General features: G+C 68.3%; 22 protein-coding genes and 1 pseudogene. 12 read left to right on the top strand and 11 right to left on the bottom strand.

The features are described 5' to 3' along the window. Nucleotides 1-17 precede the first annotated feature (17 nt). Nucleotides 18-1,805, top strand: coding sequence for an AMP-dependent synthetase/ligase (locus BRX43_RS11930; RefSeq protein ID WP_125995135.1), 1,788 nt, complete (start codon nt 18-20; stop codon nt 1,803-1,805). Between the two features lie 4 nt (nt 1,806-1,809). Here the strand turns inward: BRX43_RS11930 and BRX43_RS11925 are convergent, their stop codons facing one another. From BRX43_RS11925 to BRX43_RS11915, 3 genes are read right to left on the bottom strand one after another with little or no spacing between them, the layout of a single operon-like run. After that, nucleotides 1,810-3,321, bottom strand: coding sequence for a tryptophan halogenase family protein (locus BRX43_RS11925; RefSeq protein WP_125995134.1), 1,512 nt, complete (start codon nt 3,319-3,321; stop codon nt 1,810-1,812). A gap of 4 nt (nt 3,322-3,325) precedes the next feature. After that, nucleotides 3,326-3,823 (bottom strand): PIN domain-containing protein, encoded by a 498-nt coding sequence (locus BRX43_RS11920; RefSeq protein ID WP_125995133.1) that lies wholly within the window; start codon nt 3,821-3,823, stop codon nt 3,326-3,328. Next, on the bottom strand, nt 3,823-4,065 hold the full coding sequence (locus BRX43_RS11915; protein ID WP_125995131.1) for a type II toxin-antitoxin system Phd/YefM family antitoxin: 243 nt from the start codon (nt 4,063-4,065) through the stop codon (nt 3,823-3,825). The genes BRX43_RS11920 and BRX43_RS11915 overlap by 1 nt, the downstream gene beginning before the upstream one ends. A 177-nt stretch (nt 4,066-4,242) precedes the next feature. Between BRX43_RS11915 and BRX43_RS11910 the strand changes: the two genes are divergently transcribed. Continuing rightward, nucleotides 4,243-5,595, top strand: coding sequence for a cation:proton antiporter (locus BRX43_RS11910; RefSeq protein ID WP_125995129.1), 1,353 nt, complete (start codon nt 4,243-4,245; stop codon nt 5,593-5,595). Nucleotides 5,596-5,602: 7 nt separating this feature from the next. Here the strand turns inward: BRX43_RS11910 and BRX43_RS11905 are convergent, their stop codons facing one another. Further along, nucleotides 5,603-6,784 carry a histidine kinase dimerization/phosphoacceptor domain -containing protein gene (locus BRX43_RS11905; RefSeq protein WP_241214920.1) on the bottom strand — a complete coding sequence of 394 codons (1,182 nt, stop codon included), beginning with the start codon at nt 6,782-6,784 and terminating at the stop codon, nt 5,603-5,605. Nucleotides 6,785-6,966: 182 nt separating this feature from the next. Here BRX43_RS11905 and BRX43_RS11900 point away from each other — a divergent pair, with 182 nt between their 5' ends. Continuing rightward, the gene (locus tag BRX43_RS11900) at nt 6,967-7,149 is read left to right on the top strand and encodes a CsbD family protein (protein WP_125995127.1); all 183 of its coding nucleotides are present in this window, start codon (nt 6,967-6,969) and stop codon (nt 7,147-7,149) included. 72 nt (nt 7,150-7,221) lie between these two features. Here BRX43_RS11900 and BRX43_RS11895 read toward each other — a convergent pair whose 3' ends face one another. The 6 genes from BRX43_RS11895 to BRX43_RS11870 form a co-directional block, all read right to left on the bottom strand. Beyond that, the gene (locus tag BRX43_RS11895) at nt 7,222-8,346 is read right to left on the bottom strand and encodes an NADH:flavin oxidoreductase/NADH oxidase (protein ID WP_125995125.1); all 1,125 of its coding nucleotides are present in this window, start codon (nt 8,344-8,346) and stop codon (nt 7,222-7,224) included. A 69-nt stretch (nt 8,347-8,415) separates the two neighbouring features. Next, entirely contained in the window at nt 8,416-9,645 is a 1,230-nt protein-coding gene (locus BRX43_RS11890; protein ID WP_125995123.1) for an FAD-dependent oxidoreductase, read from the bottom strand. A 59-nt stretch (nt 9,646-9,704) separates the two neighbouring features. Then, on the bottom strand, nt 9,705-10,697 hold the full coding sequence (locus BRX43_RS11885; protein WP_125995121.1) for a Gfo/Idh/MocA family oxidoreductase: 993 nt from the start codon (nt 10,695-10,697) through the stop codon (nt 9,705-9,707). Further along, nucleotides 10,690-11,646 carry a zinc-binding dehydrogenase gene (locus tag BRX43_RS11880; RefSeq protein WP_125995119.1) on the bottom strand — a complete coding sequence of 319 codons (957 nt, stop codon included), beginning with the start codon at nt 11,644-11,646 and terminating at the stop codon, nt 10,690-10,692. The genes BRX43_RS11885 and BRX43_RS11880 overlap by 8 nt, the downstream gene beginning before the upstream one ends. Before the next feature lie 46 nt (nt 11,647-11,692). Beyond that, nucleotides 11,693-12,619 carry a glycosyl hydrolase gene (locus BRX43_RS11875; protein ID WP_125995117.1) on the bottom strand — a complete coding sequence of 309 codons (927 nt, stop codon included), beginning with the start codon at nt 12,617-12,619 and terminating at the stop codon, nt 11,693-11,695. Nucleotides 12,620-12,659: 40 nt separating this feature from the next. Then, nucleotides 12,660-13,256 carry a histidine phosphatase family protein gene (locus BRX43_RS11870; protein WP_125995115.1) on the bottom strand — a complete coding sequence of 199 codons (597 nt, stop codon included), beginning with the start codon at nt 13,254-13,256 and terminating at the stop codon, nt 12,660-12,662. A gap of 216 nt (nt 13,257-13,472) precedes the next feature. Here BRX43_RS11870 and BRX43_RS11865 point away from each other — a divergent pair, with 216 nt between their 5' ends. From BRX43_RS11865 to BRX43_RS11825, 9 genes are all read left to right on the top strand, one after another. Beyond that, complete coding sequence (locus BRX43_RS11865) at nt 13,473-14,588, top strand: NAD-dependent epimerase/dehydratase family protein (RefSeq protein ID WP_125995113.1); 1,116 nt, start codon at nt 13,473-13,475, stop codon at nt 14,586-14,588. Beyond that, nucleotides 14,585-15,637 (top strand): NAD-dependent epimerase/dehydratase family protein, encoded by a 1,053-nt coding sequence (locus BRX43_RS11860; RefSeq protein ID WP_206433195.1) that lies wholly within the window; start codon nt 14,585-14,587, stop codon nt 15,635-15,637. Before BRX43_RS11865 ends, BRX43_RS11860 begins: the two co-directional genes overlap by 4 nt. Further along, nucleotides 15,634-16,743: a glycosyltransferase family 4 protein gene (locus BRX43_RS11855; protein ID WP_206433194.1), complete on the top strand. Its 1,110-nt coding sequence runs from the start codon at nt 15,634-15,636 to the stop codon at nt 16,741-16,743. The genes BRX43_RS11860 and BRX43_RS11855 overlap by 4 nt, the downstream gene beginning before the upstream one ends. Then, the gene (locus tag BRX43_RS11850; protein WP_125995109.1) at nt 16,740-17,852 is read left to right on the top strand and encodes a glycosyltransferase; all 1,113 of its coding nucleotides are present in this window, start codon (nt 16,740-16,742) and stop codon (nt 17,850-17,852) included. Before BRX43_RS11855 ends, BRX43_RS11850 begins: the two co-directional genes overlap by 4 nt. Beyond that, entirely contained in the window at nt 17,849-18,937 is a 1,089-nt protein-coding gene (locus tag BRX43_RS11845) for a glycosyltransferase (RefSeq protein WP_125995107.1), read from the top strand. Before BRX43_RS11850 ends, BRX43_RS11845 begins: the two co-directional genes overlap by 4 nt. Then, complete coding sequence (locus BRX43_RS11840) at nt 18,934-20,010, top strand: glycosyltransferase (RefSeq protein ID WP_125995105.1); 1,077 nt, start codon at nt 18,934-18,936, stop codon at nt 20,008-20,010. The genes BRX43_RS11845 and BRX43_RS11840 overlap by 4 nt, the downstream gene beginning before the upstream one ends. A 12-nt stretch (nt 20,011-20,022) precedes the next feature. Further along, nucleotides 20,023-21,015 (top strand): UDP-glucuronic acid decarboxylase family protein, encoded by a 993-nt coding sequence (locus tag BRX43_RS11835; RefSeq protein WP_125995103.1) that lies wholly within the window; start codon nt 20,023-20,025, stop codon nt 21,013-21,015. A 91-nt stretch (nt 21,016-21,106) separates the two neighbouring features. Next, on the top strand, nt 21,107-22,303 hold the full coding sequence (locus tag BRX43_RS11830) for an acyl-CoA dehydrogenase family protein (protein WP_125995101.1): 1,197 nt from the start codon (nt 21,107-21,109) through the stop codon (nt 22,301-22,303). Further along, nucleotides 22,303-23,406, top strand: coding sequence for an acyl-CoA dehydrogenase family protein (locus BRX43_RS11825; RefSeq protein ID WP_125995099.1), 1,104 nt, complete (start codon nt 22,303-22,305; stop codon nt 23,404-23,406). Before BRX43_RS11830 ends, BRX43_RS11825 begins: the two co-directional genes overlap by 1 nt. Nucleotides 23,407-23,998: 592 nt before the next feature. Here BRX43_RS11825 and BRX43_RS20855 read toward each other — a convergent pair. Next, nucleotides 23,999-24,109 (bottom strand): annotated as a pseudogene (locus tag BRX43_RS20855) (IS630 family transposase); the annotation flags it as partial.

The raw sequence follows: 24,109 nt of genomic DNA, 5'->3' as shown, positions 1-24,109 counted from the left end.
GCGCGAAAGGAGAGACGATGCGGACGCTGGAGCATTTCCCCAATCTGGTCGCGATGTTCTTTGCCCGCGCCACGGAGAAGGGCGACGCCCCCTTCCTCTGGCGCAAGGCCGATGGCGCATGGCAGCCGACAAGCTGGGCGCAGGCGGCGCGTCAGGTCGCCAGCCTCGCCACCGCGCTCCAGTCGCTGGGATTGAAGCGCGGCGACCGGGTGATGCTGGTGGCGGAGAACCGGCCCGAATGGTGCCTGTCCGACCTGGCGATCATGGCCGCCGGCTGCGTCACGGTGCCGACCTATGTCACCAATACCGAGCGCGACCATCTCCACATCCTGGAGAATAGCGGCGCCTGCGCGATCATCGTCTCGACCGCCAAGCTCGCCAAGGTGCTGATGCCGGCGGTGCTCAAATCCAATCAGGGCCAGATCGTGATCGGCATCGACGAAATGCGCGCGCCCGCCGCCGGGCTCGACTTCCACGACTGGAACCGGCTGATCGCGGATCATCCGACCGAACCCGCCACCGCCGCCGCGCGCGCCGACTTCGGCCGGGACGACCTGGCGTGCGTCATTTACACCAGCGGCACCGGCGGCGCGCCGCGCGGCGTGATGCAGCATCATGGCGCGATCCTGCACAATGTCGCCGGATGCAGCGCCGTCGTCGCCGAGGATTTCGGCTGGGGGGACGAGGTGTTCCTGTCCTTCCTGCCGCTCAGCCACGCCTATGAGCATACCGGCGGGCAGCATTTCCCGATCGGCATGGGCGGGCAGATCTACTATGCGGAAGGGCTCGACAAGCTCGCCGCCAATATCGAGGAGGTGCGGCCGACGATCATGTTCGTCGTCCCCCGCCTGTTCGAGGTGCTGCGGACCCGCATCACCAAGGCGATCGAGCGGCAGGGCGGCCTGTCGGCGAAGCTGTTCGCGGCGGCGCTCGACATCGGGGCGCAACGCGCGGCGGGTCGGGTGCGGCTGATCGACCGGCCCAAGGCGCTCCTCGTCGACACGCTGTTCAAGCCCAAGATCGCCAAGAAGTTCGGCGGCCGGATCAAGGCGATGATCTCCGGCGGCGCGCCGCTGACCCCGGAGGTGGGCGAGTTCTTCCAGTCGCTGGGCGTCACCTTCCTGCAAGGCTATGGCCAGACCGAGGCCGCGCCGGTCATCTCGTGCAACCGGCCCTCGGTCGGCGTGACGATGGACTCGGTCGGCCCGCCGCTCCTGAACACCGAGGTGCGGATCGCCGCCGATGGCGAGATCCTGGTCCGCGGCGAGCTGGTGATGCATGGCTATTGGCGCAACGATGCCGAGACGGCGCGCGTGCTGAAGGACGGCTGGCTGCACACCGGCGATATCGGCGAGTTCGACGCCGCCGGCCGCATCCGCATCACCGACCGCAAGAAGGACCTGATCATCAACGACAAGGGCGAGAATGTCGCGCCCCAGAAGGTCGAGGGGATGCTGACCCTGCAACCCGAGATCGCCCAGGCGATGATCCATGGCGACCGCCGCCCCTATATGGTCGCGGTGATCGCGCCCGATCCCGAATGGACGCAGGAATGGTGCGCGCGGAACGGCGACAGCTGCCGCTTCGACCGGCTGGCGGAGAATAGCGAATATCGCACCGCGCTCGGCCAGGCGGTGGAGCGGGTGAACCGGGACCTGTCCGTCACCGAGCGCATCCGCCGCTTCATCCTGGCCGACGAACCGTTCGCGATCGAGAACGAGCAGCTGACCCCCAGCCTCAAGATCCGCCGCCATGTCCTGCGCCAGGTCTATGGCGAGCGGCTGGACGCGCTCTACAAGGGTTGACGGCTCATCCCCGCATCGCCGCGACCAGGTCGCGGTGGCTCGGCAGGTCGGCGGCGGCATGGTCGCCGAACTGGCGCAGCTTGCGGAACAGCTGCGCCCCGCCCTCCTGCGGCACCGGTTCGGCATCGCCGGCCCAGTCCATGCCGTAGAGGATATATTGGTAGTTGAAGAAGGCGAAGCTCTCCACGTCCAGCGTGAAGTCGAAGCGGTTGGGCGGCCGGTAGCGCCACTGGTCGAGCAGTCCCGCCAGGCGCTCGGAGCGGGACCCGGCCGCCCGATTGTCCTGCCAGAAGGGCTCGGTCCGGCGGCTGAGGGCGTAATGGAGCTTCAGGAAATCGGCGATGGCTTCGTAGCGCGCGGTCATCAGCGCGTTGAACCGCGCGGCCGGGGCCGCGACAGGTCCGCGACGGGGGAAGAGTTCGGCGATCATCGCCACCGCCGCCTCGATCAGCAGGATGCCGGTCGACTCCAGCGGCTCCAGGAACCCGCCCGACAGGCCGACCGCAATACAATTGCCGACCCAGGGTCGCCGGCGATATCCCGGCTCGAAACCGAGCGCGCGCACCTCCAACCGATCCGCCGCGACGCCCGTATAGTCCGCCAGCCCCTGCATGGCCTGGTCAGCAGTCAGATGATCGTCCGAATAGACCGTGCCGATCCCGCGCGCCTCGGCCGTGCCGATGTCCCAGGTCCAGCCGGCATGATGCGCGGTGGCGATCGTCATGGTGGGCAGCGGGGTGTCATCCCGCTCATAGGGCAGGCGACAGACCAGCGCGCGGTTGGTGAACAGCCGGTCGCGCACCGACACGAAAGGTTCGCCCAGCGCCTCGCCGATCAACGCGGCATGTTGCCCGGTGCAATCGATATAGAGGTCGGCCGACAGGGTGCCATGCGGCTCCGTCTCCAGATGCGTGATCGAACCGTCCGTCCCCCGCACCGCGCGCACCAGCCGCCCGTCGAGCCGCCGCACGCCCAGCGCCTCGGCGCGATCCGCGAGCAGCCGGCCGAGCCGAATCGCGTCGAAATGATAGGCGTAGCTGAGCGGTCCCTCATAGCCCGCCTCGCCCGCCTGCTTCGGCCCCCGCCCCGCCGCCGCGACCCGGTGCTGGATCGTCACCGCCTCGGCGAAGGGCGCGCGTGTCGCCGCGTCCTGCGCCAGCCAGTGCGCGACCAGGTCGACCTCGTCGGATCGATAGGGCGGCTCGAACGGGTGGAGGTAGCGATGCCGCCGACCCGCATCCGGCGCATGGAGCCAGTCGTCGAAGCGGATGCCCTGTTTGAAGCTGGCGCTGGTCCCGCGCAGGAACCCGCCCTCGTCGATCCCGAGATAGCGCAGCGTCGACCGGATCGTCGGAAAGGCCCCCTCGCCCACGCCGATCGGGCCGATCTCGGGCGCGTCGAGCAGGGTGATCGCCACGCCCGGGCGTACCATCGCCAGGTGCCGGGCGAGATAGGCGGCGGTCAGCCAGCCGGCCGTGCCGCCGCCGACGATCAGGATCGAGCGCCCGTCCGTCATCCCCTCACATCCTCACGAACAGGTTGCGGAACCACTGCGATCCGCCCCGCGCAGCCTCGCGCCAATCCTCCTCCGGCTCCTGCGGCGTATAGCCGAGCGGGCAGAACAGCTTGGGCCGCCCGACCTTATAGGCGCCCGGATCGGCGGTGACGAGGGTCAGGCCATGGACCAGCGCGGTCGCGACCAGCAGGGCGTCGCGCATCTCCGCATAGGCCAGACCGCCCGCCCGCCGCGCCACCGGCAGGTCCACGGGCAGGATGCGCCCCTCGAACGCCGGCACCACCCGGTCGCCGATCCAGGCTTCCAAGCTCATGCCGTCCGCTCCACCGCGCTTCCGGCCGGGCAGGCCGGCGGCGGCTTCCTGCAATTCGAGCAGCGTCACCACCGACAGGAACAGCTCTTGGCGCGGCACCCCGCCCGCCCAGAGCGCAAGCCCCGGATCACCCTCGCCACTGCGCGCCTGTTTGAGCGCGCCGACGATCGCGGTGTCGAGCAGGTACATCAGCGCCCGCCGCCGCCGCGCGTCCAACGCGCGACCGGCGGCCGCTCGGGCAGCGCCTCGCCCCCGGCGGCCAGCAGGTCGACGATGCTCTCGCCCGGCCCGGCCATGTGCCGGAACGCCTCGATGCCGATCAGCACATGGGTCGGGCGACCGCGATCGGTGATGAACACCGGCTCGACCTTGGCGAGTCGCTTGGCGAGGCTGACGTCCTGGTTGAACGCACGGCTGCTCAACGTCTTCATCGCGCACCTGTTTTGCTCGTTTACCTGTAGGTACGTACCTACGTTGTTTCCGCCAAGCCACAATCCCGGTAGCGCTCCCGAAAATCGTCGCAGCGGCACCGGAACCGGTCTTGCGCTGGCCAGCGGCTTGGCTTTCAACCCGATCAAACACCGGACATCGGGGGACCAGGGAGAGCGATGAACGACATGATCGACAGTTTCCGGCATGTGGCCGGCGGGATGCTGTCCGCGCACGGCCCTGCCGTGCCGGCAAGCGCCACCAGCTATGTGCCGGGCGACTACAGCATCCATTTCTTCCTCCAGCTCGCGATCATCATCCTGGCCTGCCGGCTGGTCAGCTGGTTCGCGCAGCGCGTGCTGGCGCAGCCGCCGGTGGTGGGCGAGATGATCGCCGGCGTGCTGCTCGGCCCCTCGCTGCTCGGCCTGTTCGCACCCGACCTGCAGGCGGCGATCTTCCCCAAGGAGACCAAGAACATCCTCTATGCCGGCGCGCAGCTCGGCGTGGCGATCTACATGTTCCTGGTCGGGCTGACGCTGCGGCTGGACCATTTCCAGTCCAAGGCGAAGAGCGCGATGGCGGTGTCCGCCTCCGGCATCGCCGCACCCTTCCTGATCGCGGCGCTGATCACGCCGATGCTGCTGACCGTGCCCGGCCTGTTCGCGCCGAACATCGGCACCGGCAGCGCGACGCTGTTCCTGGGCGCCTGCATCGCGCTCACCGCCTTTCCGATGCTGGCGCGGATCATCAACGAACGCGGCCTGTCGGACAGCCCGCTCGGCACGCTGTCGCTGACCGCGGGCGCGTTCGACGATGCCGCGTCATGGTGCGTGCTGGCGGTGGTGCTGGCGACCTTCGGCGGTGGCAGCGGCGTGGCGATCCTCGCGATCGGCGGGGCGATCCTCTATATCGGGTTCCTGTTCGCCTTCGGCCGGCGGCTGCTCGCCCCCCTCGGCCGCGCGGTCGAGGCGCGGGGCGAGATGAGCATGAACGTGCTGGCGATCACGCTGATGCTGTTCTGCCTCTCCGCCTTCATCATGGATGCGATCGGCGTGCACGGCATCTTCGGCGGCTTCATCCTGGGCGTGTTCATGCCGCGCGGCCTGTTCGTCACCGAGCTGAAGAAGAAGGTCGAGCCGCTGGCGGTCGTGCTGCTGCTGCCGATGTTCTTCACCTATTCGGGGCTGAACACGCGGATGGACATGGTCAATTCCGGCGCGCTGCTGCTGATCGCGCTCGGCATCCTGGCCGCATCGATCGCCGCCAAGTTCGGCGCCTGCTACCTGGCGGCGCGGGCGTGCGGCGAGGACAATCGCACCGCGCTCGGCATCGGTGCGCTGATGAACTCGCGTGGGCTGATGGAGCTGATCATCATCAATATCGGCCTGAGCAAGGGGATCATCGGCCCGACGCTCTTCTCGATGCTGGTGCTGATGGCGATCGTCACGACGATGATGGCCAGTCCGTTGTTCGAATGGGTCTATGGCCGCAAGGCGCGGGCGAGCGGGGAATTGGGGGCAGCGACCGCCTGAGCGTCACTCAGCGGCGCGGGTCGGGGAAGCGCAATGTCACGCGCATCCCCGGCCCGGCATCCGCGAAGTCCAGTTGGCCGCGAAGCTGGCGCGCGAGGCTGGCGATCATCCGCATCCCCAGGCTTTCCCGCGACATCGCCTTCAGGTCGAAGTCCGTTGGCAGCCCCGGTCCCCGATCGGTGACGGTCAGCACGAACTCCGCCCCCGTCTGCGCCAGCCGCACCGTGATCGGACCGGCATCGGCGGCATATTTGATGGCGTTGGTGACCAGTTCGGTCACCATCAGGCCGACCGGGATGGCGATATCGGCGTTCAGCTCCGCCGCGCAGATGTCGCAATCCACATTGTCGAGACAGGCCTGGTCCGCCAGGTTGGAGACGATGCCGCAGACCAGTTCGTCGAGCGCCACGATGCCGACCTGCTGCCCGCGCCATAGCCGGTCGTGCGCCTGGGCGATGGCGGTGATCCGCGCCTGCGCATCGCCGAGCATCCGGGCGATGCGCGGGTCCTCATCCTCCTGCATCTGGAGGTTCAGCATCGCGGACACCAGCGCCAGGCTGTTCTTGACCCGGTGGCTCGCCTCGCGTGTCAGCAGTTCCTGATGCTCGATCGCGGCGGCGAGGCGCTGTTCGGCATGTTGCCGCTCGATCGCGACGCCGATCAGATTGGCGAAGCCCTGCATGAAGGCGAGGTCGGCGGCCTCGAACTGGCCTTCTTCGGCGCTGTCGACCTCCAGCACGCCGAACTTCCGGCCACCCGCCTCGACCACCACGTTGATCGCGCGACAAATGCCGTGGTCGGCCATGAACGCGGGGGTGCGGAAGCGTTCCTCGTTGTCGAGATGGTTGGAGATCACCGCCTCGCCCGAATGGAAGGCAAAACCGGCGGGGGATCGGGCGTCGCTATCCATCTCCACCGCGCCGACCACGCCGGCGCGCCAGCCGACCCCTTCGCGGACCAGCAACTTGCCGCTTTCGTCGTCATACTCCAGCAGCTTGGCATAGGGCGAACGCATCCCCGCCGCGCACAGCTCGACCGCACGACGCAGCATCGGTGCGAGTTCCCGCGCCCGCAGCGCCTCGATCCCGAAATCGGCCAGGACGGATTGCTGGTGCAGGCGATATTGCAGTTCACCGGGCGATGGTACAGCGTTGCCATCCTCGCCGGGGGATTGTTCGATAACCGCCACGCCCTACTCCACTCGCCTGCCCCCTGTGCCGGGAAGGTCGTCGGCTTCTTAGCAGCGTGCCGAAACAGGTAAAGTCCGGCCCTTTCCCGCTGCGGGATTGGCGGGTCAAGGAACCCGTCCGCCTTGATGTCGTTTAATCTCCAACCGGTCCGCACCCGACCGGCTTGATAAAGGATAGAGATATGGGCGAGATGTCCGACAAGATGGCAGCGGCTGGCAACAAGATCGCCGGGTCGGTCAAGGAAGCCGTCGGCAAGGCCACCGACAATGAGAGCCTGCGCGCCGAAGGTGAGGCCCAGCAGCTCAAGGGCACGGGCCAGGACGTCAAGGGTTCGGTCAAGGGTGCGCTCGGCGACAAGATCTGATCTTCCGGCTTGATTGACGAAGATGTGGGGCGTTCGCACGATGCGAGCGCCCCTTTTCTCATGCCCCTCTTCTCATGAATGCGCCGTATCGCTCGGTACATCGAACAGCTGCTTGAAGCGGGATGGCTGCGAGCGGCGATACTGATCCGGGGCGCGTACCCGCCCGCCCAGATGGGCAGCGGCATGCCAGGGCCAGCGCGGATCATAGAGGATCGTCCGCGCCAACCCGATCAAGTCCGCATCGCCCGTCGCGACGATCGCCTCCGCCTGTTCATATCCGGTGATCTGGCCCACCGCGACGACCGGAATGCCGACCGCTTGCTTTACCGCGCGAGCGAGCGGCACCTGATAGTTGGGGCCGACCGGGATATGCTGGCGCGCGTCGAGGCCGCCGCTCGAGACGTGCATCGCCGCGCACCCGCGAGCCTCCAGCGCCTGGGCGAACGCGACGGTCTGGTCGATGTCCCAGCCGCCCTCGACCCAATCGGTGCCTGAAACGCGCATCGTGACCGGTATGCGGTCCGGCACCGCCGCCCGCACCGCGTCGAAGATTTCGAGCGGCAGCCGCATCCGGTTCTCCAGCGATCCGCCATAATCGTCGTCGCGTCGGTTGGAGAGCGGCGACAGGAACTGATGGAGCAGATAACCATGGGCGCCGTGGAGCTGGATCGCATCGATACCGATCCGCGCCGCGCGCTTCGCGGCCTCGACGAAGCCGTCACGCACGCGGGCGATGCCGTCCTGGTCGAGCGGGGCGGGTACAGTCTCCCCGTCCGCAAAGGCCATGGCGGACGGAGCGACCGTCGGCCAGCCATTCGCCGCGTCCGGCGCGATCTGGCGGCCGCCGCGCCAGGGCAGGTCGGTCGAGGCCTTGCGACCGGCATGGGCGAGCTGGATCGCGATCGGCATCGCCGAATGCCGCCGCACCGCCGCCACCACCCGGGCCATCGCCGCCTCGGTCGCATCGTCCCACAGGCCGACATCGGCATAGGTGATCCGCCCCTCCGGCACGACGGCCGTCGCCTCGATGGTCAGCAAAGCCGCGCCGGACAGGGCGAGATGCCCCAGATGGATCAGGTGCCAGTCGGTCATGCAGCCATTCTCGGCCGAATATTGGCACATGGGCGCGATGACGATGCGATTGTCCAGCCGCAGCGGACCCACATCAAGATTTTGGAATAGTTGCGGATAGTTCAAATCACGCCTCCTGTTTCGGTGCGTGGCACTTACGCTTGGCGGCGGGTTCGGGGCCCGGTGTGCGGGCGGTCAGCCGATCAGGCTTTTCAACGGACGCGATGGATCGGCCAGATGCTCGGGCGGGATGATCGCCCCGGCCGCCACCAGGGCGCGACCCTGCACGAAATCCTTCATCGCGTTGACGCAGTCGAGCGCGACGACGCGGCCTTCCCGCAGATAGATGATGGCGAAGCTGCGCATGGCCGGATCGCCGCGCAGGACGGCCCGGTCATGGCCCGTCGACAGCCCGACCGTCTGGAGCTTGAGGTCATATTGGTCGGACCAGAACCAGGGCACGGCGTGATAGGCGACGTCGCGGCCGACGATCGCCCGCGCCGCCACCGCCGCCTGGTCGGTGGCGTTCTGCACCGACTCCAGCCGGATCACCGCGCCATCGGCAAAGGCGTTGCGATGCGCGGCGCAATCGCCGATCGCCCGGATAGCCGCGACATTGGTCCGGCATTGTTCATCGACCAGCACCCCGCCCGCCGCGGTCGGGGCCACGCCGGCCGCGAGCAGCGGCGCGACCGCCGGCATGATGCCGATGCCGACGATCACCATCTGCGCAGGGACCAGCGTGCCGTCGCCGAGCCGCACGCCGCTGACCCAGACCTCGCCCTCCAGGCAGGACACGCTCTCGTCCAACCGCAACGTGACGCCGTGCGCCCGGTGCTCCGCCTCGTAGAAGCGGGACAGGTCGACCCCCGCGACGCGCGCCAGCACGCGGCCCTGCGCCTCGACCAGGGTCACCGCCTTGCCGGCCTTGGTCAGCACGGCCGCCGCCTCCAGCCCGATATAGCCACCGCCGATCACCACCACTTCGCGCACCGCCGGCAGTTCGGCGACCAGCCGATCGACATCGGCGCGGCTGCGCACCGAATGGACGCCCGCCAGGTCGTGGCCCGGACAGGCGATCCGGCGCGCATCGCCGCCCGCCGCCCAGATCAGCTCGCCATAGCCGATCTCCTCGCCCGTCGCGGTGGTCACCCGCCGGGCCGCCGGGTCGACCGCGACGACGCGAGTATCGGTGCGGAGCGCGATCGCCCGGTCGCGCCAGAAGGACTCGGGGCGGATCAGGATGCGATCGAACGGCCGGTTGCCGGAGAGGTAATCCTTCGACAAAGGCGGCCGTTCATAGGGGGCGTCGGCCTCCGCGGTCAGCAACGCGATGGAGCCGCCGAACTTCTCCTGCCGCAGGGCGATCGCCGCCTGTGCGCCGGCATGGCCGCCGCCGACGATCACCACGTCATAGTCTTCCATCAGCCCTCGGCCCCCTCTTCCGCTGTCGCCTCGCTCCTTAGCGGAAGGCGGCGCGGGGTTCACGCCCCTGCGGCGACATAGATCCGGTCGAGCGCCTCCGCCGCCGCGACGAAGTGCCGCGCCGCAGGATCGAAGCCTTCACCCGACGCCAGTCGCCGCGCCCAGTCGACCGCCGCCCGGCCGCCCCATTCCTCCGGCGGGCCGGCCAGACGCTCGCGCGCCGTGCCGCGATGCCGTTCGGCGACGAAATCATAGAAGGAGCCATCGACATTGCGCAGCGTCGCGCCGCCCTCGCTGCCGTAGAAGCTCGCTTCGATCACCGCATCGCGCCCGGCATGGACGCGCCACGAACAGGCCAGCCGCACCACGGTCCCGTCCGCCAGGTCGAGCGTCGCGACCGCATAATCCTCGACCGCATCGCGCCCGTGCAGCGGCGCACCGCCCGCGAACAGGCTGGCCTGGGTCCGGGCGATGCCCGGGAAACCCGTCGCCCAGAGCGCCAGGTCGACCAGATGGATGCCGAGATCCATCACGCAGCCGCCACCCGACTGCGCCCGGTCGTAGAACCACGGCTTGTCCGGGCCATAGGCGTTGTGGAACACCAGGTCGATCGCGAACACCCGGCCCAACGCGCCGCGCCGGACCAGATCGGCGATCGCGGCCATGCCGTCGGTGAAGCGATAGGACAAGTCGACGCCGAGCAGCCGGTCGGCCGCCCCGGCGGCCGCGACCACCCGCGCCGTCTCCGCCGCGTCGCGGCCCAGCGGCTTCTGGCAGAAGACCGCGACGCCCGCCTCCAGCGCACGGATAGCCTGTTCGGCATGGAGTGCGCTCGGGGTGGCGATGACCAGTCCGTCCAGCCCCCGCGCCAGCAGTGCGTCGAGATCCGGAACGACCATGGCGCCCGGTGCGGCCTCGGCCGCGGCGGCGGCCATCTCGGGCGCGGGATCGGCGACCGCGACGATCGTCGCGCAACCGGCGGAGTGAATCGCGCTCATGCGGTGGCGACCGATCCAGCCGGTGCCCAGGAAACCGAGGCGCGGCCTATGCATAGGTCACCAGCGCCTTGATGAACCCTTCCGGCTTGTCGCGCGTGGCGGTGATCGCCTCGTCCAGCCGGTCGAGCGGATAGACATGGGTGAGCAGCGCTTCCAGGTCGATCCGCCCGTCGGCCACCGCCGCCACCGCCTCGCGCAGGCCCTGGCGATGGACTGCCGGATCGCGCTCGTGCGCGTTGACCACGTCGATCCCCTTCCAGTTCCAATCCTGCATATTGACCTGGCGCGGGCCGTCCTGGTGATACCCCGCGATGACCAGCCGCCCGCCCATGCCGACCAGCGCGGATGCGAGGTCGAGCGGCCATTGCTTGCCGACCGCCTCGATTACCCGCTCGCAGAAACGCGCCCCCGTCAGCTGCTTCACCTGTTCGATGATCGCCCAGTGATCGTCCATCGCGATCGTCTCCGCCGCGCCGAAATCGCGGGCCAGCGCCAGCGACTCCGCCCGGCGCGAAATGGCGATGACTCGCGCGCCGGCGTCCGTCGCCAGCCGGGTCAGGATCGCCCCCAGGAAACCGATCCCGACGATCGCCACCGTCTGTCCGGCACGGATGTCGCTGCGGCGGAAGATGTTCATGGCACAGGCGATCGGCTCGCCGGGAAAGGCTCGGCCCGCCAGCGCCTCGGGCAACACGACCAGCGCGTCGGCGGGCGCGACGTCATATTCGGCGAAGGCCCGTTCGGACAACAGGGCGACCCGCGCGCCGATCGACGGCGACGCGACCCCTTCGCCCAGCGCATCCACCACGCCCCAGCCTTCATGCCCCAGGCCACCGGGTGCGCCCGGAAAGCTCGACCAGGGCTGCCCCTCGAACGGCTCGACATTGGAGGCGCAGACGCCCGTCCCCTCCAGCCGCACCCGGACCTCGCCGGGACCGGGCTCGGGGCGGTCGACCTCGGCGATCTCGAACCGCTCCGGGCCGACCAGTATCGCTGCTTTCATGCGTGCTCCTTGCGATCCGGACGAAGGCCGCCGGATGATGTCGTGATCAGGCCAGCATGCCGACCGGCTGCGGCACCACCGCCTGCGCGGGCGCATAGCGGTCGATCATCCAGGCGCAGAAATCGGCGAATCGCTGCGGATCGCGCGCCGGGCTGGTATGGTGCGGCGCGACGCCCAGATGCTCGGGCGTGAAGCAGAAGGTGACGGTCAGGTCGAAATCCTGCAGCGCCTCCATCTGCCGGTCGAACCAGTCGATCGCGTCGGGGCGGAAGCTGTCGGCCCAGGACAGGCCGGTCCGCAGTTTCTTCGTGCCCAGCCGCTTCATCCAGGCGACGGCATCGTCCAGGCGCGGGTCCTGATAATGGAACCACTGCATCAGCCCCATCTCGGCCGCGACCTTGGCATATTCGTCCAGCGCCGGCTTGGGCGTGCCGTCCGGACGGATCAGCCCCATGTAGAAATGCCGGTAATAGCTCGACCCCTCCGCCTCGCGGTGACGGGTGGTGGCGCCCCATTCTATCGGCAGGTCGAACAGCGAATACCAGAAGATGCGAGGCACGCGGCCGATCAGCAGTTCGGCGGTGCGCTGCACGCCGAACACCTGCACCTCCTCCGCGCCGAACGAGCCGACGCCGACTTCGGTCACCCAGACCGGCTTGTCGGTCACCGCCTCGATCTCGGCCACTTTGGCGGGCCAATCGTGGATCGACCACAGGTTCCAGTCGAGCGGGAAGCCGTGCACCGCGATCACGTCCACCGCGTCCAGCCCGCCCTGCGCCTCCATGCGGCGTACCCATTGCGGGTCGATCGGCGACATGCCGCCCAGCACGCGCGTGACCGCCGGATTGATCGCCGCCACCGCCCGGCCCGCCCGCGTCACCGTGTCGGCGAAGATCGACCAGTCGGGGTCCAGTTCCGGGTCCCAATGCGACTTGTTGTTGGGCTCGTTCCAGAACATCGCGGCTTCGATCATCGTGCAACCTCTCGGGAATTGGGTCTCTTCCGACGGCGGATCAGCCGGCCGTCTCGTTCAGCGTCAGCAGCCGCGCACCCCAGTCGCCCATCACCACCCGCGTGACCGAGGCGGGATCGATGTCGAAGCGCAACACATGGTCCAGCGACAGGCCGAGTATGTCCGCCACCGCCCCCCGGATCATGTCGCTATGCGTCACCAGCGCACCGATGGTGCCGGTCCGCTCGCGGGCGATTCGGCGAAGATGCGCCATGATCCGCGCCTGCGCCTCCGCCATCGTCTCGCCGCCGGGGATACGGGCGATGCCACGCTCCTGGTTCCAGCGGGTCCAGTCCGGATCGTCGGTCAACGTGTCGAAGGCGCGGCCGGTCCAGTCGCCCATGTCGATCTCGACCAGGTCGGGCGCATCTTCGGGCGTCAGCCCATGCGGCCCGGCGATCGCCGCCGCCGTCTCGCGCGTGCGATCGAGCGGGGATGCGTCGATCCAGTCGATCCGCTCGCCCGCCAGTCGCCGGGCCAGCGTCAATGCCTGATCGCGGCCGGCCTCGCTCAGCGGCACGCCCGGCATTCGTCCGGACAGGCAGCGGTCGAGATGACCATGCGCGGCATGGCGGATCAGCAGCAGCGTCGCCGTCAAAATCCAGGGCTTCCCTCAATGGTCACCGGCTCGGCAGGACCAAACCGGCTTGATGCGGATCATGAGGTTTGTGCCTCAAGTCATTAGGAACAAAGAAGAAGTTGCTTTGTTTCATTCGCGTAGCGATTTTTTGCGTACCCGGGAGGAAACGCCGATGCGAGCATGTTCCACAAGGGCGGATCGTGTGTCGTTGACATCGATCAACGGGGTGGGTCGATGAGCGAGAGGGTCCTGATCACCGGCGGCGCCGGCTTTATCGGGCGCTTCGTCGCGGACGAACTGCTCCGCCGGGGCGATGAGGTCCGCGTGCTCGACAGCTTGATCGAGCAGGTGCATGGCGATGTCGATCGCCCCCCGCTTCTGAACGACGCGGTGGATCTGATCCGTGGCGACGTGCGCAACCGGGATGTCGTCGCCAAGGCGTTGCAAGGGGTCGACAGCGTCATCCACCTCGCGGCCGAGGTCGGCGTCGGCCAGTCGATGTACGAGGTGGAGCGCTACACCTCAACCAACGATGTCGGCACCGCCGTGCTGTTCGAGACACTGATCGATCGCCCGGTGCGACGGGTCGTCACCGCCTCCTCCATGTCCATCTATGGCGAGGGACTGTACCTCGATGCGGACGGCGCACTGGTGCAGGATGCCGAGCGCCACAATCTCCGCGACGGCCTGTCCAACTGGGAGCCGGTCGATAGGCAGGGCCGACCGCTGACCCCGGTGGCGACGCCCGAATGGAAGCGGCCGGCGCTGTCGTCGATCTACGCGCTCAACAAATATGTGCAGGAGCGCACCACCCATATCATGGCCGCGCCCTATGGCATGGAGGGCGTATGCCTGCGCCTGTTCAACGTCTATGGGCCAGGCCAGGCGCTGTCCAACCCCTATACCGGCGTCCTCGCCATCTTCGCCTCGCGCCTGCTCAACGGGCAGCAGCCGATGATCTTCGAGGATGGCGAGCAGCGGCGCGACTTCGTCCATGTCTCCGACGTGGCGCGGGCCTTTGCCGATGCGCTGGTGCTGCCGCAGGCGGCGGGCGGCACGTTCAACATCGGCTCCGGCCATGACCGTTCGGTGACCGAGGTGGCGACCGAACTGGCGCGCGCCATGGGCAAGAACGAGATCGCGCCCGAGATCGTCGGCAAGGCGCGGATCGGCGACATCCGCCACTGCTTCTGCGACGCGACGCTGGCGCGCGAGACGCTGGACTTCGAGGCGCGGCAGGATTTCGGCGACGGCCTGGCCGAACTCGCCGAATGGGTCGCCGAGCAGACCGCCGAGGACCGGGTGGCGACGGCGCGGGCCGAGCTCGAGAAACGCGGGCTGGTGGCATGAACCCGCCGGTCCTGATCACCGGCGGCGCCGGCTTCATCGGCGCCAATCTCGCCGATCGTCTGGCGAGCGAAGGACGGACGGTTCGCGTCTACGACTCGCTCGCCCGGCCGGGGACCGAGCGCAACCTTGCCTGGCTGCGCGACCGGCATGGCGAGCGCATCCGCTTCGAACAGGCGGATATCCGCGACGGCGAGCGGCTGGCGGACGCGGTGGCGGGATCGGCTGCGGTGTTCCACTTCGCCGCGCAGGTTGCGGTGACAACCAGCCTGGTCGATCCGGTCGCCGACTTCGGCATCAACATCCAGGGCACTATGCATCTGCTGGAGGCGCTGCGCACCCGCGCGCCGCATGTGCCGCTGGTCTTCGCCTCGACCAACAAGGTGTATGGCGACCTCGCCGATCTCGACTTCGTGCTGGAGGACGGCGCCTACCGCCCGGTCGATGCGCAGGTCCGCGCGCACGGCATTGGCGAGGCGCGGCCGCTCGACTTCCACACCCCCTATGGCTGTTCCAAGGGTGCGGCGGACCAATATGTGCTGGACTATGCCCGCAGCTTCGGCCTGCGCACCGCCGTGATGCGGATGAGCTGCATCTATGGCCAGCGCCAGATGGGCACCGAGGACCAGGGCTGGGTCGCGCATTTCCTGATCCGGGCGCTGCGCGGCGAGCCGATCACCCTCTATGGCGACGGGCACCAAGTGCGCGATATTCTGGACGTGCGCGATGCCGTCGATGCCTATCGGACGGCGTGGCGCGATATCGACCGGATCGCCGGCCGCGCCTTCAACCTGGGCGGCGGGCCGGACAATGCGGTCAGCCTGCGCCAGTTGCTGGATCATATCGGCGACCTGATCGGCCGGCCGGTCGCGGTGCGCCATGCCGAATGGCGGGCAGGCGACCAGCGCTATTTCGTCGCCGACACCCGCGCCGCAACCCAGGCCCTGGCATTGGGCGATCGGATCGGCTGGCGGGCGGGCGTCGCCGATCTGGCGGAATGGCTGAGCCGCGAGGGCGGCATGGCGCAGCCGCCCGTCGAGGTCGCGGCATGACGGCACGGCTGCTGATGACCGTCGATACCGTTGGCGGCGTCTGGCAATATGCAACGGAACTGACCGCCGCGCTGGCCGGGAGCGGCTATCAGGTCGAACTGGCGGTGATCGGGCCGCCGGCCGATGCCGCGCAGCGAATGCATGCGCGGGCGGTCGGGGCCACCCTGATCGATACCGGTCTGGCGCTCGACTGGCTGTCGGCCGACGAACCGATGGTCGTCGCGACCGCGACCGCCATCGCGCGACTGGCGCAGCAGCGCGGCGCCGATCTGGTCCAGCTCAACCAGCCCGCCTTTGCCGTCGTCCCCTTCGCCATGCCGGTGGTGGCGGTGGCGCATAGCTGTGTCGCGACATGGTGGGCGGCGAACAGCGAGGCTCCCCTGCCCGCCGACCTCGCCTGGCAGGCGCTGCTGACCGCACGCGGACTGGCGCGCGCCAATGCGGTGGTCAGCCCCAGCGCCGCCTTCGCCGCCGCGACGGCCTCCGCGCACGCGCTGGCACGCGATCGCGTGACCGTGGTCCATAACGGCCGCAGCCTGCGCCCGCGCCACGCCCCGCCCCAGGATTTCGCCTTCACCGCCGGCCGGCTCTGGGACCGGGGAAAGAATGCCGCGACGCTCGATCGGGCGGCCGCACGGCTGGCGGTGCCGTTCCAGGCCGCCGGCCCCTGCAGCGGTCCGCATGGAGAGACGATGGCGTTCGAACACCTGGTGCCGCTGGGCCAGCTGGGCGAGCGCGGCATCGCCGATATCCTGGCGACCCGCCCGGTCTTCGCCTCCGCCGCGCGCTACGAGCCATTCGGGCTGGCGGTGCTGGAGGCGGCGCTCGCCGGGTGCGCGCTGGTGCTGTCCGACATCCCGACCTTTCGCGAACTCTGGGACGGCGCGGCCGTGTTCATCGATCCCGACGACGCCGACGGCTTCGCCGAGGCGATCGGCATATTGACCGCCGACGGATCACTGCGGCTGGGCAATGGCGCACGGGCACGGGAACGCGCCGCCGCCTATGGCCCGACGGCGATGGCGGCGGGGATGATCACCGTCTACGACCGGCTGCTCGACCGCCCCGCCCTGCCGATGACGCCGACCGGGCAGGTGGCGGCATGAAGATCGTCTATTTCACGCACAGCCTGGAATCCTGCTGGAACCACGGCAACGCCCATTTCGTGCGCGGCGTGCTGAGCGAATTGGTCGCGCGGGGTCATGACGTCACCGCGATCGCCCCGCCCGCTCCCTGGAGCCTGACCAACCTCCTCGCCGATCATGGCGAGGCGGCGCTTGCGGCGTACCGCACCGCCTATCCGGAACTGGCCAGTCGCAGCGTCACCCTTGCCGACGATGTCGCGTCGCAGGTGGACGACGCCGATCTCGTGATCGTGCATGAGTGGAACGACCATGACCTGGTCGCGATGCTCGGCACGATGCGCAAGCGGGGCGCACGCTTCACCCTGTTCTTCCACGACACGCATCACCGCGCGGTCAGCGCGCCCGAGGAGATGCGCGCCTATGACCTGTCCGGCTATGACGGCATACTGGCGTTCGGCGAGACGCTCGCCCATGTTTATCGCGGCTGGGGCTGGGGCGACCGGGTATGGACCTGGCACGAGGCCGCCGATCCGCGCCGCTTCCATCCGCCGGCGGAGGACGGCGAACGCGCCGGGCTGGTCTGGATCGGCAATTGGGGCGATGGCGAGCGGACGCGCGAGATCGCCGACTATCTGCTCGAACCCGCCCGCGCCGCCGGACTGCCGCTCGACATCTACGGCGTCCGCTACCCGGATGACGCCAGGGCGATGCTGGCCCGGGCCGGCGCGACCTATCATGGCTGGGCCCCCAATGCCGCCGCCCCGGCGATCTTCGCACGCGCGCTGGCGACCGTGCATGTGCCGCGTCGTTACTATACCAGCCTCTTGCCCGGCATTCCCACGATCCGCGTGTTCGAGGCGCTGGCCTGCGGCATCCCGCTCGCCTCGGCACCGTGGGACGATGCCGAGCAGCTGTTCCGCCCCGGCACCGACTTCCTCTTCGCCGCCGATGGCGATGCGATGACCCGGACGCTCCGTGATTTGCGCGAGGATGCCGAGCTGCGCCGGTCGCTCGCCACGGCCGGGCTGGAGACGATCCGCGCCCGCCACACCTGTGTCCACCGCGTCGACGAGTTGATGGCGATCCTCACCACGCTCGACGTCCTGCCGAACCGAAGGAACGCCGCGTGAAGATCGCCTTTTACGGTTCCAGCCTGCTCTCCTCCTATTGGAACGGGGCGGCGACCTATTATCGCGGCATCCTGCGTGCACTGGCGGAACGCGGGCACCGGATCACCTTCTACGAACCCGACGCCTTCGACCGGCAGCAGCATCGCGACATCGACCCGCCCGCATGGGCACGCTCGGTCGTCTATCCAGCGACCATCGAGGCGGTGCGCGACGTGCTCGCCGAGGCGGGCGACGCCGATATCGTCGTCAAGGCGAACGGCGTCGGCGTGTTCGACCGCGAACTGCTGGCGGGGATCACCACCCATGCCCGCAAAAATGCGCTCAAGATCTTCTGGGATGTCGATGCCGCCGCGACGTTGGACGAGATGCGCGCCGATCCGGACCATCCGGTCCGCGCCGCGCTGCCCGATCTCGACCTGGTGCTGACCTATGGCGGCGGCGACCCGGTGGTGGACGCCTATCGCCACTTCGGCGCGGCGGAATGCGTGCCGGTCTACAACGCGCTCGATCCCAGCACCCATCATCCGGTGCCGCCCGATCCCCGCTTCGCCTGCGACCTGGCGTTCCTCGGCAACCGACTCCCCGACCGCGAGGCGCGGGTCGAGGAATTCTTCCTCCGCCCCGCCGCCTCGATGGCCCACCGTGCCTTCCTGATCGGCGGCAATGGCTGGGAGGGCAAGGCGATGCCCGCCAATGTCCGCCATCGCGGCCATGTCTTCACCGCCGAGCACAATGCGTTCAACTGCACGCCGCGCGCGGTGCTGAACGTCGCGCGCGACTCGATGGCGCATATCGGCTTCTCCCCCGCCACCCGCGTGTTCGAGGCGGCGGGCGCCGCCGCCTGCCTGATCACCGACGCATGGGAGGGGATCGAGCTGTTCCTGAAACCCGGCGCGGAAGTGCTGGTCGCGCGCGACGGGCAGGACGTGGCCGAGCATCTCGCCACGCTGGAGGCCGACCGCGCCCGGACGATCGGCCGCGCGGCGCTGGCGCGGGTGCTGGCGGAACATACCTATGACCGGCGCGGCGACCTGCTCGACAGGTTGCTCCGCGCCCAAGTCTCGGCGCTGCGGGTGGCGGCATGAAGCTTGTCGTCCTCGGCCTGACGCTTTCCTCCTCCTGGGGAAATGGTCATGCCACGACCTTCCGCGCGCTGCTCGCCGCCTTCGCGGCACGTGGGCACGACATACTGTTCCTGGAGCGCGACAAGCCCTGGTATGCCGATCATCGCGACGAACCCTCGCCCGGCTATTGCCGCCTGGAATTCTACGACAGCCTCGACGACCTGAACCGCTGGCGGCACGAGATCGCCGCCGCCGATGCGGTGATCGTCGGCTCCTATGTGCCCGAGGGGATCGCGGTCGGCCATCTCGCGCAAAGCTGGGCGAGCGGGCCGGTCGGCTTCTACGACATCGACACGCCGGTGACGCTCGCGGCGCTGGAACGCGGCGCCTGCGACTATCTGTCGGCCGAGCTGATCCCGGGCTATGCGGTCTATCTGTCCTTCACCGGCGGACCGACGCTGGACCGACTGGAGCGGCAATATGGATCGCCGGCGGCACGCCCGCTCTACTGCTCGGTCGATGCCGAACGCTACCGACCGCTGGACAGCCCCGCACGCTGGGATCTCTCCTATCTCGGCACCTACAGCCACGATCGGCAGCCGACGCTGGAGCGGTTGCTGATCGAGCCGGCGCGTCGCGCCCCCGATCGCCGGTTCGTCGTCGCCGGACCGCAATATCCCGCCGGCATCGACTGGCCCGCCAATGTCGAGCGGATCGAGCATCTGCCGCCTGCCGACCATCCCGGTTTCTATTCCGCCAGCCGTGCGACGCTGAACGTCACGCGCGCCGACATGATCGCGGCGGGCTGGTCGCCCTCGGTCCGGCTGTTCGAGGCGGCGGCGTGCGGCACCGCGATCATCTCCGATCGCTGGGCCGGGCTGGACCAGCTCCTCACCCCGGACGCCGAGATCCTGCTGGCCGATGGTGCGGACGATGTCGCCACGATGCTGGAAGAGGCCGATCTGGTTGCGATCGGTCATGCCGGCCGCGCCCGCATCCTCGCGGAACATACCGCCGCGCATCGGGCCGAGGAGCTGGAGCGTCACCTGACCGCCGCCCTCCGCGTCGCCGCGCCGGTCGGATCCTTCGTCTAAGGAGAGAATGGCATGACCACGGACATCGCCCTCGTCGCCGGTGGCGCCGGTTTCATCGGATCGCATCTGTGCCGGGCGCTGAGCGAACGCGGGTTCGAGGTCATCTGCCTCGACAATCTCCAGACCGCGCGAGTCTCCAACCTCGACACGCTGGCCGACCTGCCTCGCTACAGCTTCGTCGAGGCGGATATCGTCGCCCCCCTGCCCCAGGCGGTGCTCGACCAGGCGGATCGGATCACGCGCATCTACAATTGCGCCTGCGCCGCCTCGCCGCCGCAATATCAGGTCGATCCCGAACATACGATGCTGACCAACGTCGTCGGCACGCATCACCTGCTGCGCCTTGCCGAACAAAGCGGCGCGCGCTTCCTGCTGACCTCGACCAGCGAGGTCTATGGCGATCCGGAAGTCCACCCGCAGGTCGAAGGCTATCGTGGCTGGGTGAGCTGCACCGGCCCGCGCGCCTGTTACGACGAGGGCAAGCGGGCGGCCGAGGCGATGACCTTCGACTACGCGCGGATGCGGCGGGCCGAGGTGCGGGTGGCGCGCATCTTCAACACCTATGGCCCGCACATGCACCCGGACGACGGACGCGTCGTCTCCAATCTGGTGTGCCAGGCGCTGCGCGGCGAGCCGATCACCATCTATGGCGATGGCAGTCAGACGCGCAGCTTCTGCTATGTCAGCGACATGGTGGAGGGACTGATCCGCCTGATGGAAAGCGACATCGACGGCACCGAGCCGGTCAATCTCGGCAATCCGGAGGAATTCACCATCGGCGAACTGCTGACCAAGGTGCTGGCGATCGTGCCCAGCGCGGCGGCGGTGACGCATCACGACCTGCCCCAGGACGACCCGCGCCGCCGCCGCCCGGACATCGCCCGCGCCCGCGACCTGCTCGGTTGGGAACCGCATGTCGCGCTCGACGACGGCCTGCCGCAGACCGCGCGCTGGTTCGCCCGCGAATTGGGCGCCAGCCTGCCCATGGCGGTCGCGGCGGAGTAGAGCGTCGCGTTATCGAATATCTGGTATGTTTTGCATTTGCCACGATCCGAACCCGTGCTAAGCCCTGAGCTGGTGGCATGGGAGAGGATTGATGGACCTGCGCTTCACTTTGGGGGAAGAGGCTTTCCGTGACGAGGTACGGCAATTCCTGTCCGAGAAGCTTCCCGCCCGCCTGTCCGACAAGGTGCGGCGCGGCCTCCACCTGACCAAGGCGGACATGGAGGAATGGCACGCCGTCCTCCATGCGCGCGGCTGGCTCGCCAATCACTGGCCCGAGCAATATGGCGGCCCCGGCTGGTCGGTGGTCCAGCGCGCGATCTTCGACGACGAGACCGCACGCGCCCACGCGCCGCGCATCGTCCCCTTCGGCCTGTCGATGCTCGCCCCCGTGCTGATCAAATACGGCACCGAGGAACAGCGCCGCCACTATCTGCCCCGCATCCTCGACGGCACCGACTGGTGGTGCCAGGGCTATTCGGAGCCGGGCGCCGGTTCCGACCTCGCCAGCCTGAAGACCAGCGCGGTGCGCGACGGCGACCATTATGTCGTCAACGGGCAGAAGACCTGGACGACGCTCGGCCAATATGCCGACTGGATCTTCTGCCTGGTCCGCACCGATCCCACCGCCAAGGCGCAGGAGGGCATCTCCTTCCTCCTGATCGACATGAAGAGCCCCGGCGTCGAGGTGCGACCGATCGTGCTGCTCGATGGCGATGCCGAGGTGAACGAGGTGTTCTTCACCGACGTGCGCGTGCCGGTCGCCAATCTGGTCGGCGAAGAGAATAAGGGCTGGACCTACGCCAAATACCTGCTGACCTATGAGCGAACCAATATCGCCGGGGTCGGCGCATCGGCCGCGGCCTTCGACCGGCTGCGGGCGACCGCGGCGACGCTGACCCGTGGGGGCCGACCACTCGCCGACGATCCGCTGTTCGCGGCCCGGCTGGCGCGGATCGAGATCGACCTCGCCAACATGGCCACCACCAATCTCCGCGTCGTCGCGGCGGCGGCGCATGGCGGCGCGCCGGGCGCGGAAAGCTCGATGCTCAAGATCAAGGGCACCGAAATCCGCCAGGCGATCACCGCGTTGCAACGCCGGGCCTTCGGCATCTATGCCCAGCCCTTCGTGCCCGAGGCGCTGGAGGAGGGCTATAATGGCCAACCCATCGGGCCGGAGGACGCGAACACCGCCGCCTCGACCTATTTCAACATGCGCAAGCTGTCGATCTTCGGCGGATCGAACGAAGTGCAGAAGAACATCATTTCCAAGATGATCGTGGGGCTCTGATGGATTTCCAGCATAGCGAGGACCGGCGGATGCTGGCGGACACGCTCCGCCGTTTCTTGGCGGAGCGGGCACCGGTCGACCGGCGCAATACCGCCGCCTATGGCGATACCGGCTATGATCCGGCGGTGTGGCAGGGACTGGCGGAACTGGGCGTGATCGGCGCGCTGTTTCCGGAGGCGGCGGGCGGCTTCGGCGGTTCGGGCTTCGACATCATGGTGGTGTTCGAGGAGATCGGGCGCGCCCTGGCGGTCGAGCCGTTCCTGGGCGCGCTGACGGTCGGCCATGCCCTGGCCACCGCCGGTCGCCCCGATCTGCTGGAGCCGATCGTCGCCGGCACCTCCATCGTGGCGCTGGCGGACGCGGAGCCGCAGGACCGTGGCCAGGACGCCCCCTATGCCACGTGCGCGACGCGCGACGGCGAGGGATGGCGAATCGATGGCGCCAAGGCGGTGGTCGCGCAGGCGGAGGCGGCGGCGCTGCTGCTGGTGTCTGCACAGACCGAGGATGGCGCCTCGCTGTTCCTCGTCCCGACCGACGCGCCGGGCCTCACCGTCCAGGGCTATGCCAACGTCGATGGCGGTCGCTCCGGCGAGGTCCGGCTGTCGGGCGTGATGGTGGCAGATGAGGCCCGGGTCGCGGCGGACGGGCGCGCCGCCCTGGCCGCGGCCGAGGCAGCCGCGCTCCTTGCGCTCTCGGCGGAGGCGCTGGGGGCGATGGAGGTCGCGAAGGCGATGACGATCGACTATCTGCGCACCCGCAAGCAGTTCGGCGTACCGATCGGCAAGTTCCAGGCGCTGCAGCACCGCATCGCCACCGTGCTGCTGGAGGTGGAGCAGGCCCGCTCCGCCGTCATCAATGCCGCCGACGCCTTCGATCACGACCAGGGCGCGGACCGGGACCGGCGTCTGTCGGCGGCGAAATACACGGTCGGCGCGACCGGCCAGCTCGTCGCCGAGGAAGCGATCCAGCTTCATGGCGGCATCGGCATGACCTGGGAATTGCCGCTGTCGCATTATGCCAAGCGGATCACGATGATCGATCATCATCTCGGCGATCAGGACCAGCATCTGCAACGCTATATCGCACTCGGTCGCGTCGCCTGACCGGAACGATGTGATCCTGCCTCCGGTCGGTCGCCAATCCCCATCTCGCAACCGACCGATCCGACGCGTCGTGTCGCCATCATATCGACGGGGTGACTGGCACCCTTGCGCCCGCGCTCTGGCCAACGGCAAGGCCAGATAGGTCAAAGGCCAGATTTTCGCGCCGTTTTAACAACTTATGACGATCGCCAAATATTTCGCGCGAAGGCGACCGGGTCGGTACGACTTCACCGTTCCATGATCGATAATTCATGGAACTATTTATTCGTGATATCATAATGGGTTTTTAGCGCATTTCCTGTCATGGGACATAACAGGTAAAAAGCCGTGTGTAGCGCTCGTCCCTTATCAAGCTTAGCCGAAGCCACAAGCCAATCGATCGACATTTTAAAAATCGGGTTGGTCAGCTTAACTTGCCAATGCCAATTTATTACATAGTGGACATATCGTCAAGGATTCAAAGTTTGCCTTTGCCGCCGCGATCACTGCGATCGTTACCGCTTTTGCAGTCACCGCGCCCGCAGAAGCCGGCATGATCGTCGATTACGATAACGCTATGACAAACGGTCGCGACTTCTAGAGCAGATTCCGATCAGTACGCATCATATCCTGCAGCGGCGAAGTAGTTGGCGCACTCGGCAGGCGTGAAGGTGTCGATGGCGGCACCGATGGCGCGGTACAGGTCGTCGCGGGTGCGAGCGGC

It is taken from the genome of Sphingomonas sp. S-NIH.Pt15_0812 (assembly GCF_003951315.1).
GTDB lineage: Bacteria > Pseudomonadota > Alphaproteobacteria > Sphingomonadales > Sphingomonadaceae > Sphingomonas.
Note: the sequence above shows the minus strand (reverse complement) of the source record. Positions and strands in the feature narration are given on the sequence as shown.

Excerpts from the sequence above, each read along its gene's own strand:
- BRX43_RS11920 (WP_125995133.1), bottom strand. The coding sequence starts at position 3,823 with ATGTACCTGCTCGACACCGCGATCGTCGGCGCGCTCAAACAGGCGCGC.
- BRX43_RS11855 (WP_206433194.1), top strand. The coding sequence starts at position 15,634 with ATGACGGCACGGCTGCTGATGACCGTCGATACCGTTGGCGGCGTCTGG.
- BRX43_RS11865 (WP_125995113.1), top strand. The coding sequence starts at position 13,473 with ATGAGCGAGAGGGTCCTGATCACCGGCGGCGCCGGCTTTATCGGGCGC.
- BRX43_RS11880 (WP_125995119.1), bottom strand. The coding sequence starts at position 11,646 with ATGAAAGCAGCGATACTGGTCGGCCCGGAGCGGTTCGAGATCGCCGAG.
- BRX43_RS11885 (WP_125995121.1), bottom strand. The coding sequence starts at position 10,697 with ATGCATAGGCCGCGCCTCGGTTTCCTGGGCACCGGCTGGATCGGTCGC.
- BRX43_RS11910 (WP_125995129.1), top strand. The coding sequence starts at position 4,243 with ATGAACGACATGATCGACAGTTTCCGGCATGTGGCCGGCGGGATGCTG.
- BRX43_RS11930 (WP_125995135.1), top strand. The coding sequence starts at position 18 with ATGCGGACGCTGGAGCATTTCCCCAATCTGGTCGCGATGTTCTTTGCC.
- BRX43_RS11835 (WP_125995103.1), top strand. The coding sequence starts at position 20,023 with ATGACCACGGACATCGCCCTCGTCGCCGGTGGCGCCGGTTTCATCGGA.
- BRX43_RS11825 (WP_125995099.1), top strand. The coding sequence starts at position 22,303 with ATGGATTTCCAGCATAGCGAGGACCGGCGGATGCTGGCGGACACGCTC.
- BRX43_RS11830 (WP_125995101.1), top strand. The coding sequence starts at position 21,107 with ATGGACCTGCGCTTCACTTTGGGGGAAGAGGCTTTCCGTGACGAGGTA.
- BRX43_RS11925 (WP_125995134.1), bottom strand. The coding sequence starts at position 3,321 with ATGACGGACGGGCGCTCGATCCTGATCGTCGGCGGCGGCACGGCCGGC.
- BRX43_RS11850 (WP_125995109.1), top strand. The coding sequence starts at position 16,740 with ATGAAGATCGTCTATTTCACGCACAGCCTGGAATCCTGCTGGAACCAC.
- BRX43_RS11915 (WP_125995131.1), bottom strand. The coding sequence starts at position 4,065 with ATGAAGACGTTGAGCAGCCGTGCGTTCAACCAGGACGTCAGCCTCGCC.
- BRX43_RS11900 (WP_125995127.1), top strand. The coding sequence starts at position 6,967 with ATGGGCGAGATGTCCGACAAGATGGCAGCGGCTGGCAACAAGATCGCC.
- BRX43_RS11890 (WP_125995123.1), bottom strand. The coding sequence starts at position 9,645 with ATGGAAGACTATGACGTGGTGATCGTCGGCGGCGGCCATGCCGGCGCA.
- BRX43_RS11860 (WP_206433195.1), top strand. The coding sequence starts at position 14,585 with ATGAACCCGCCGGTCCTGATCACCGGCGGCGCCGGCTTCATCGGCGCC.
- BRX43_RS11875 (WP_125995117.1), bottom strand. The coding sequence starts at position 12,619 with ATGATCGAAGCCGCGATGTTCTGGAACGAGCCCAACAACAAGTCGCAT.
- BRX43_RS11840 (WP_125995105.1), top strand. The coding sequence starts at position 18,934 with ATGAAGCTTGTCGTCCTCGGCCTGACGCTTTCCTCCTCCTGGGGAAAT.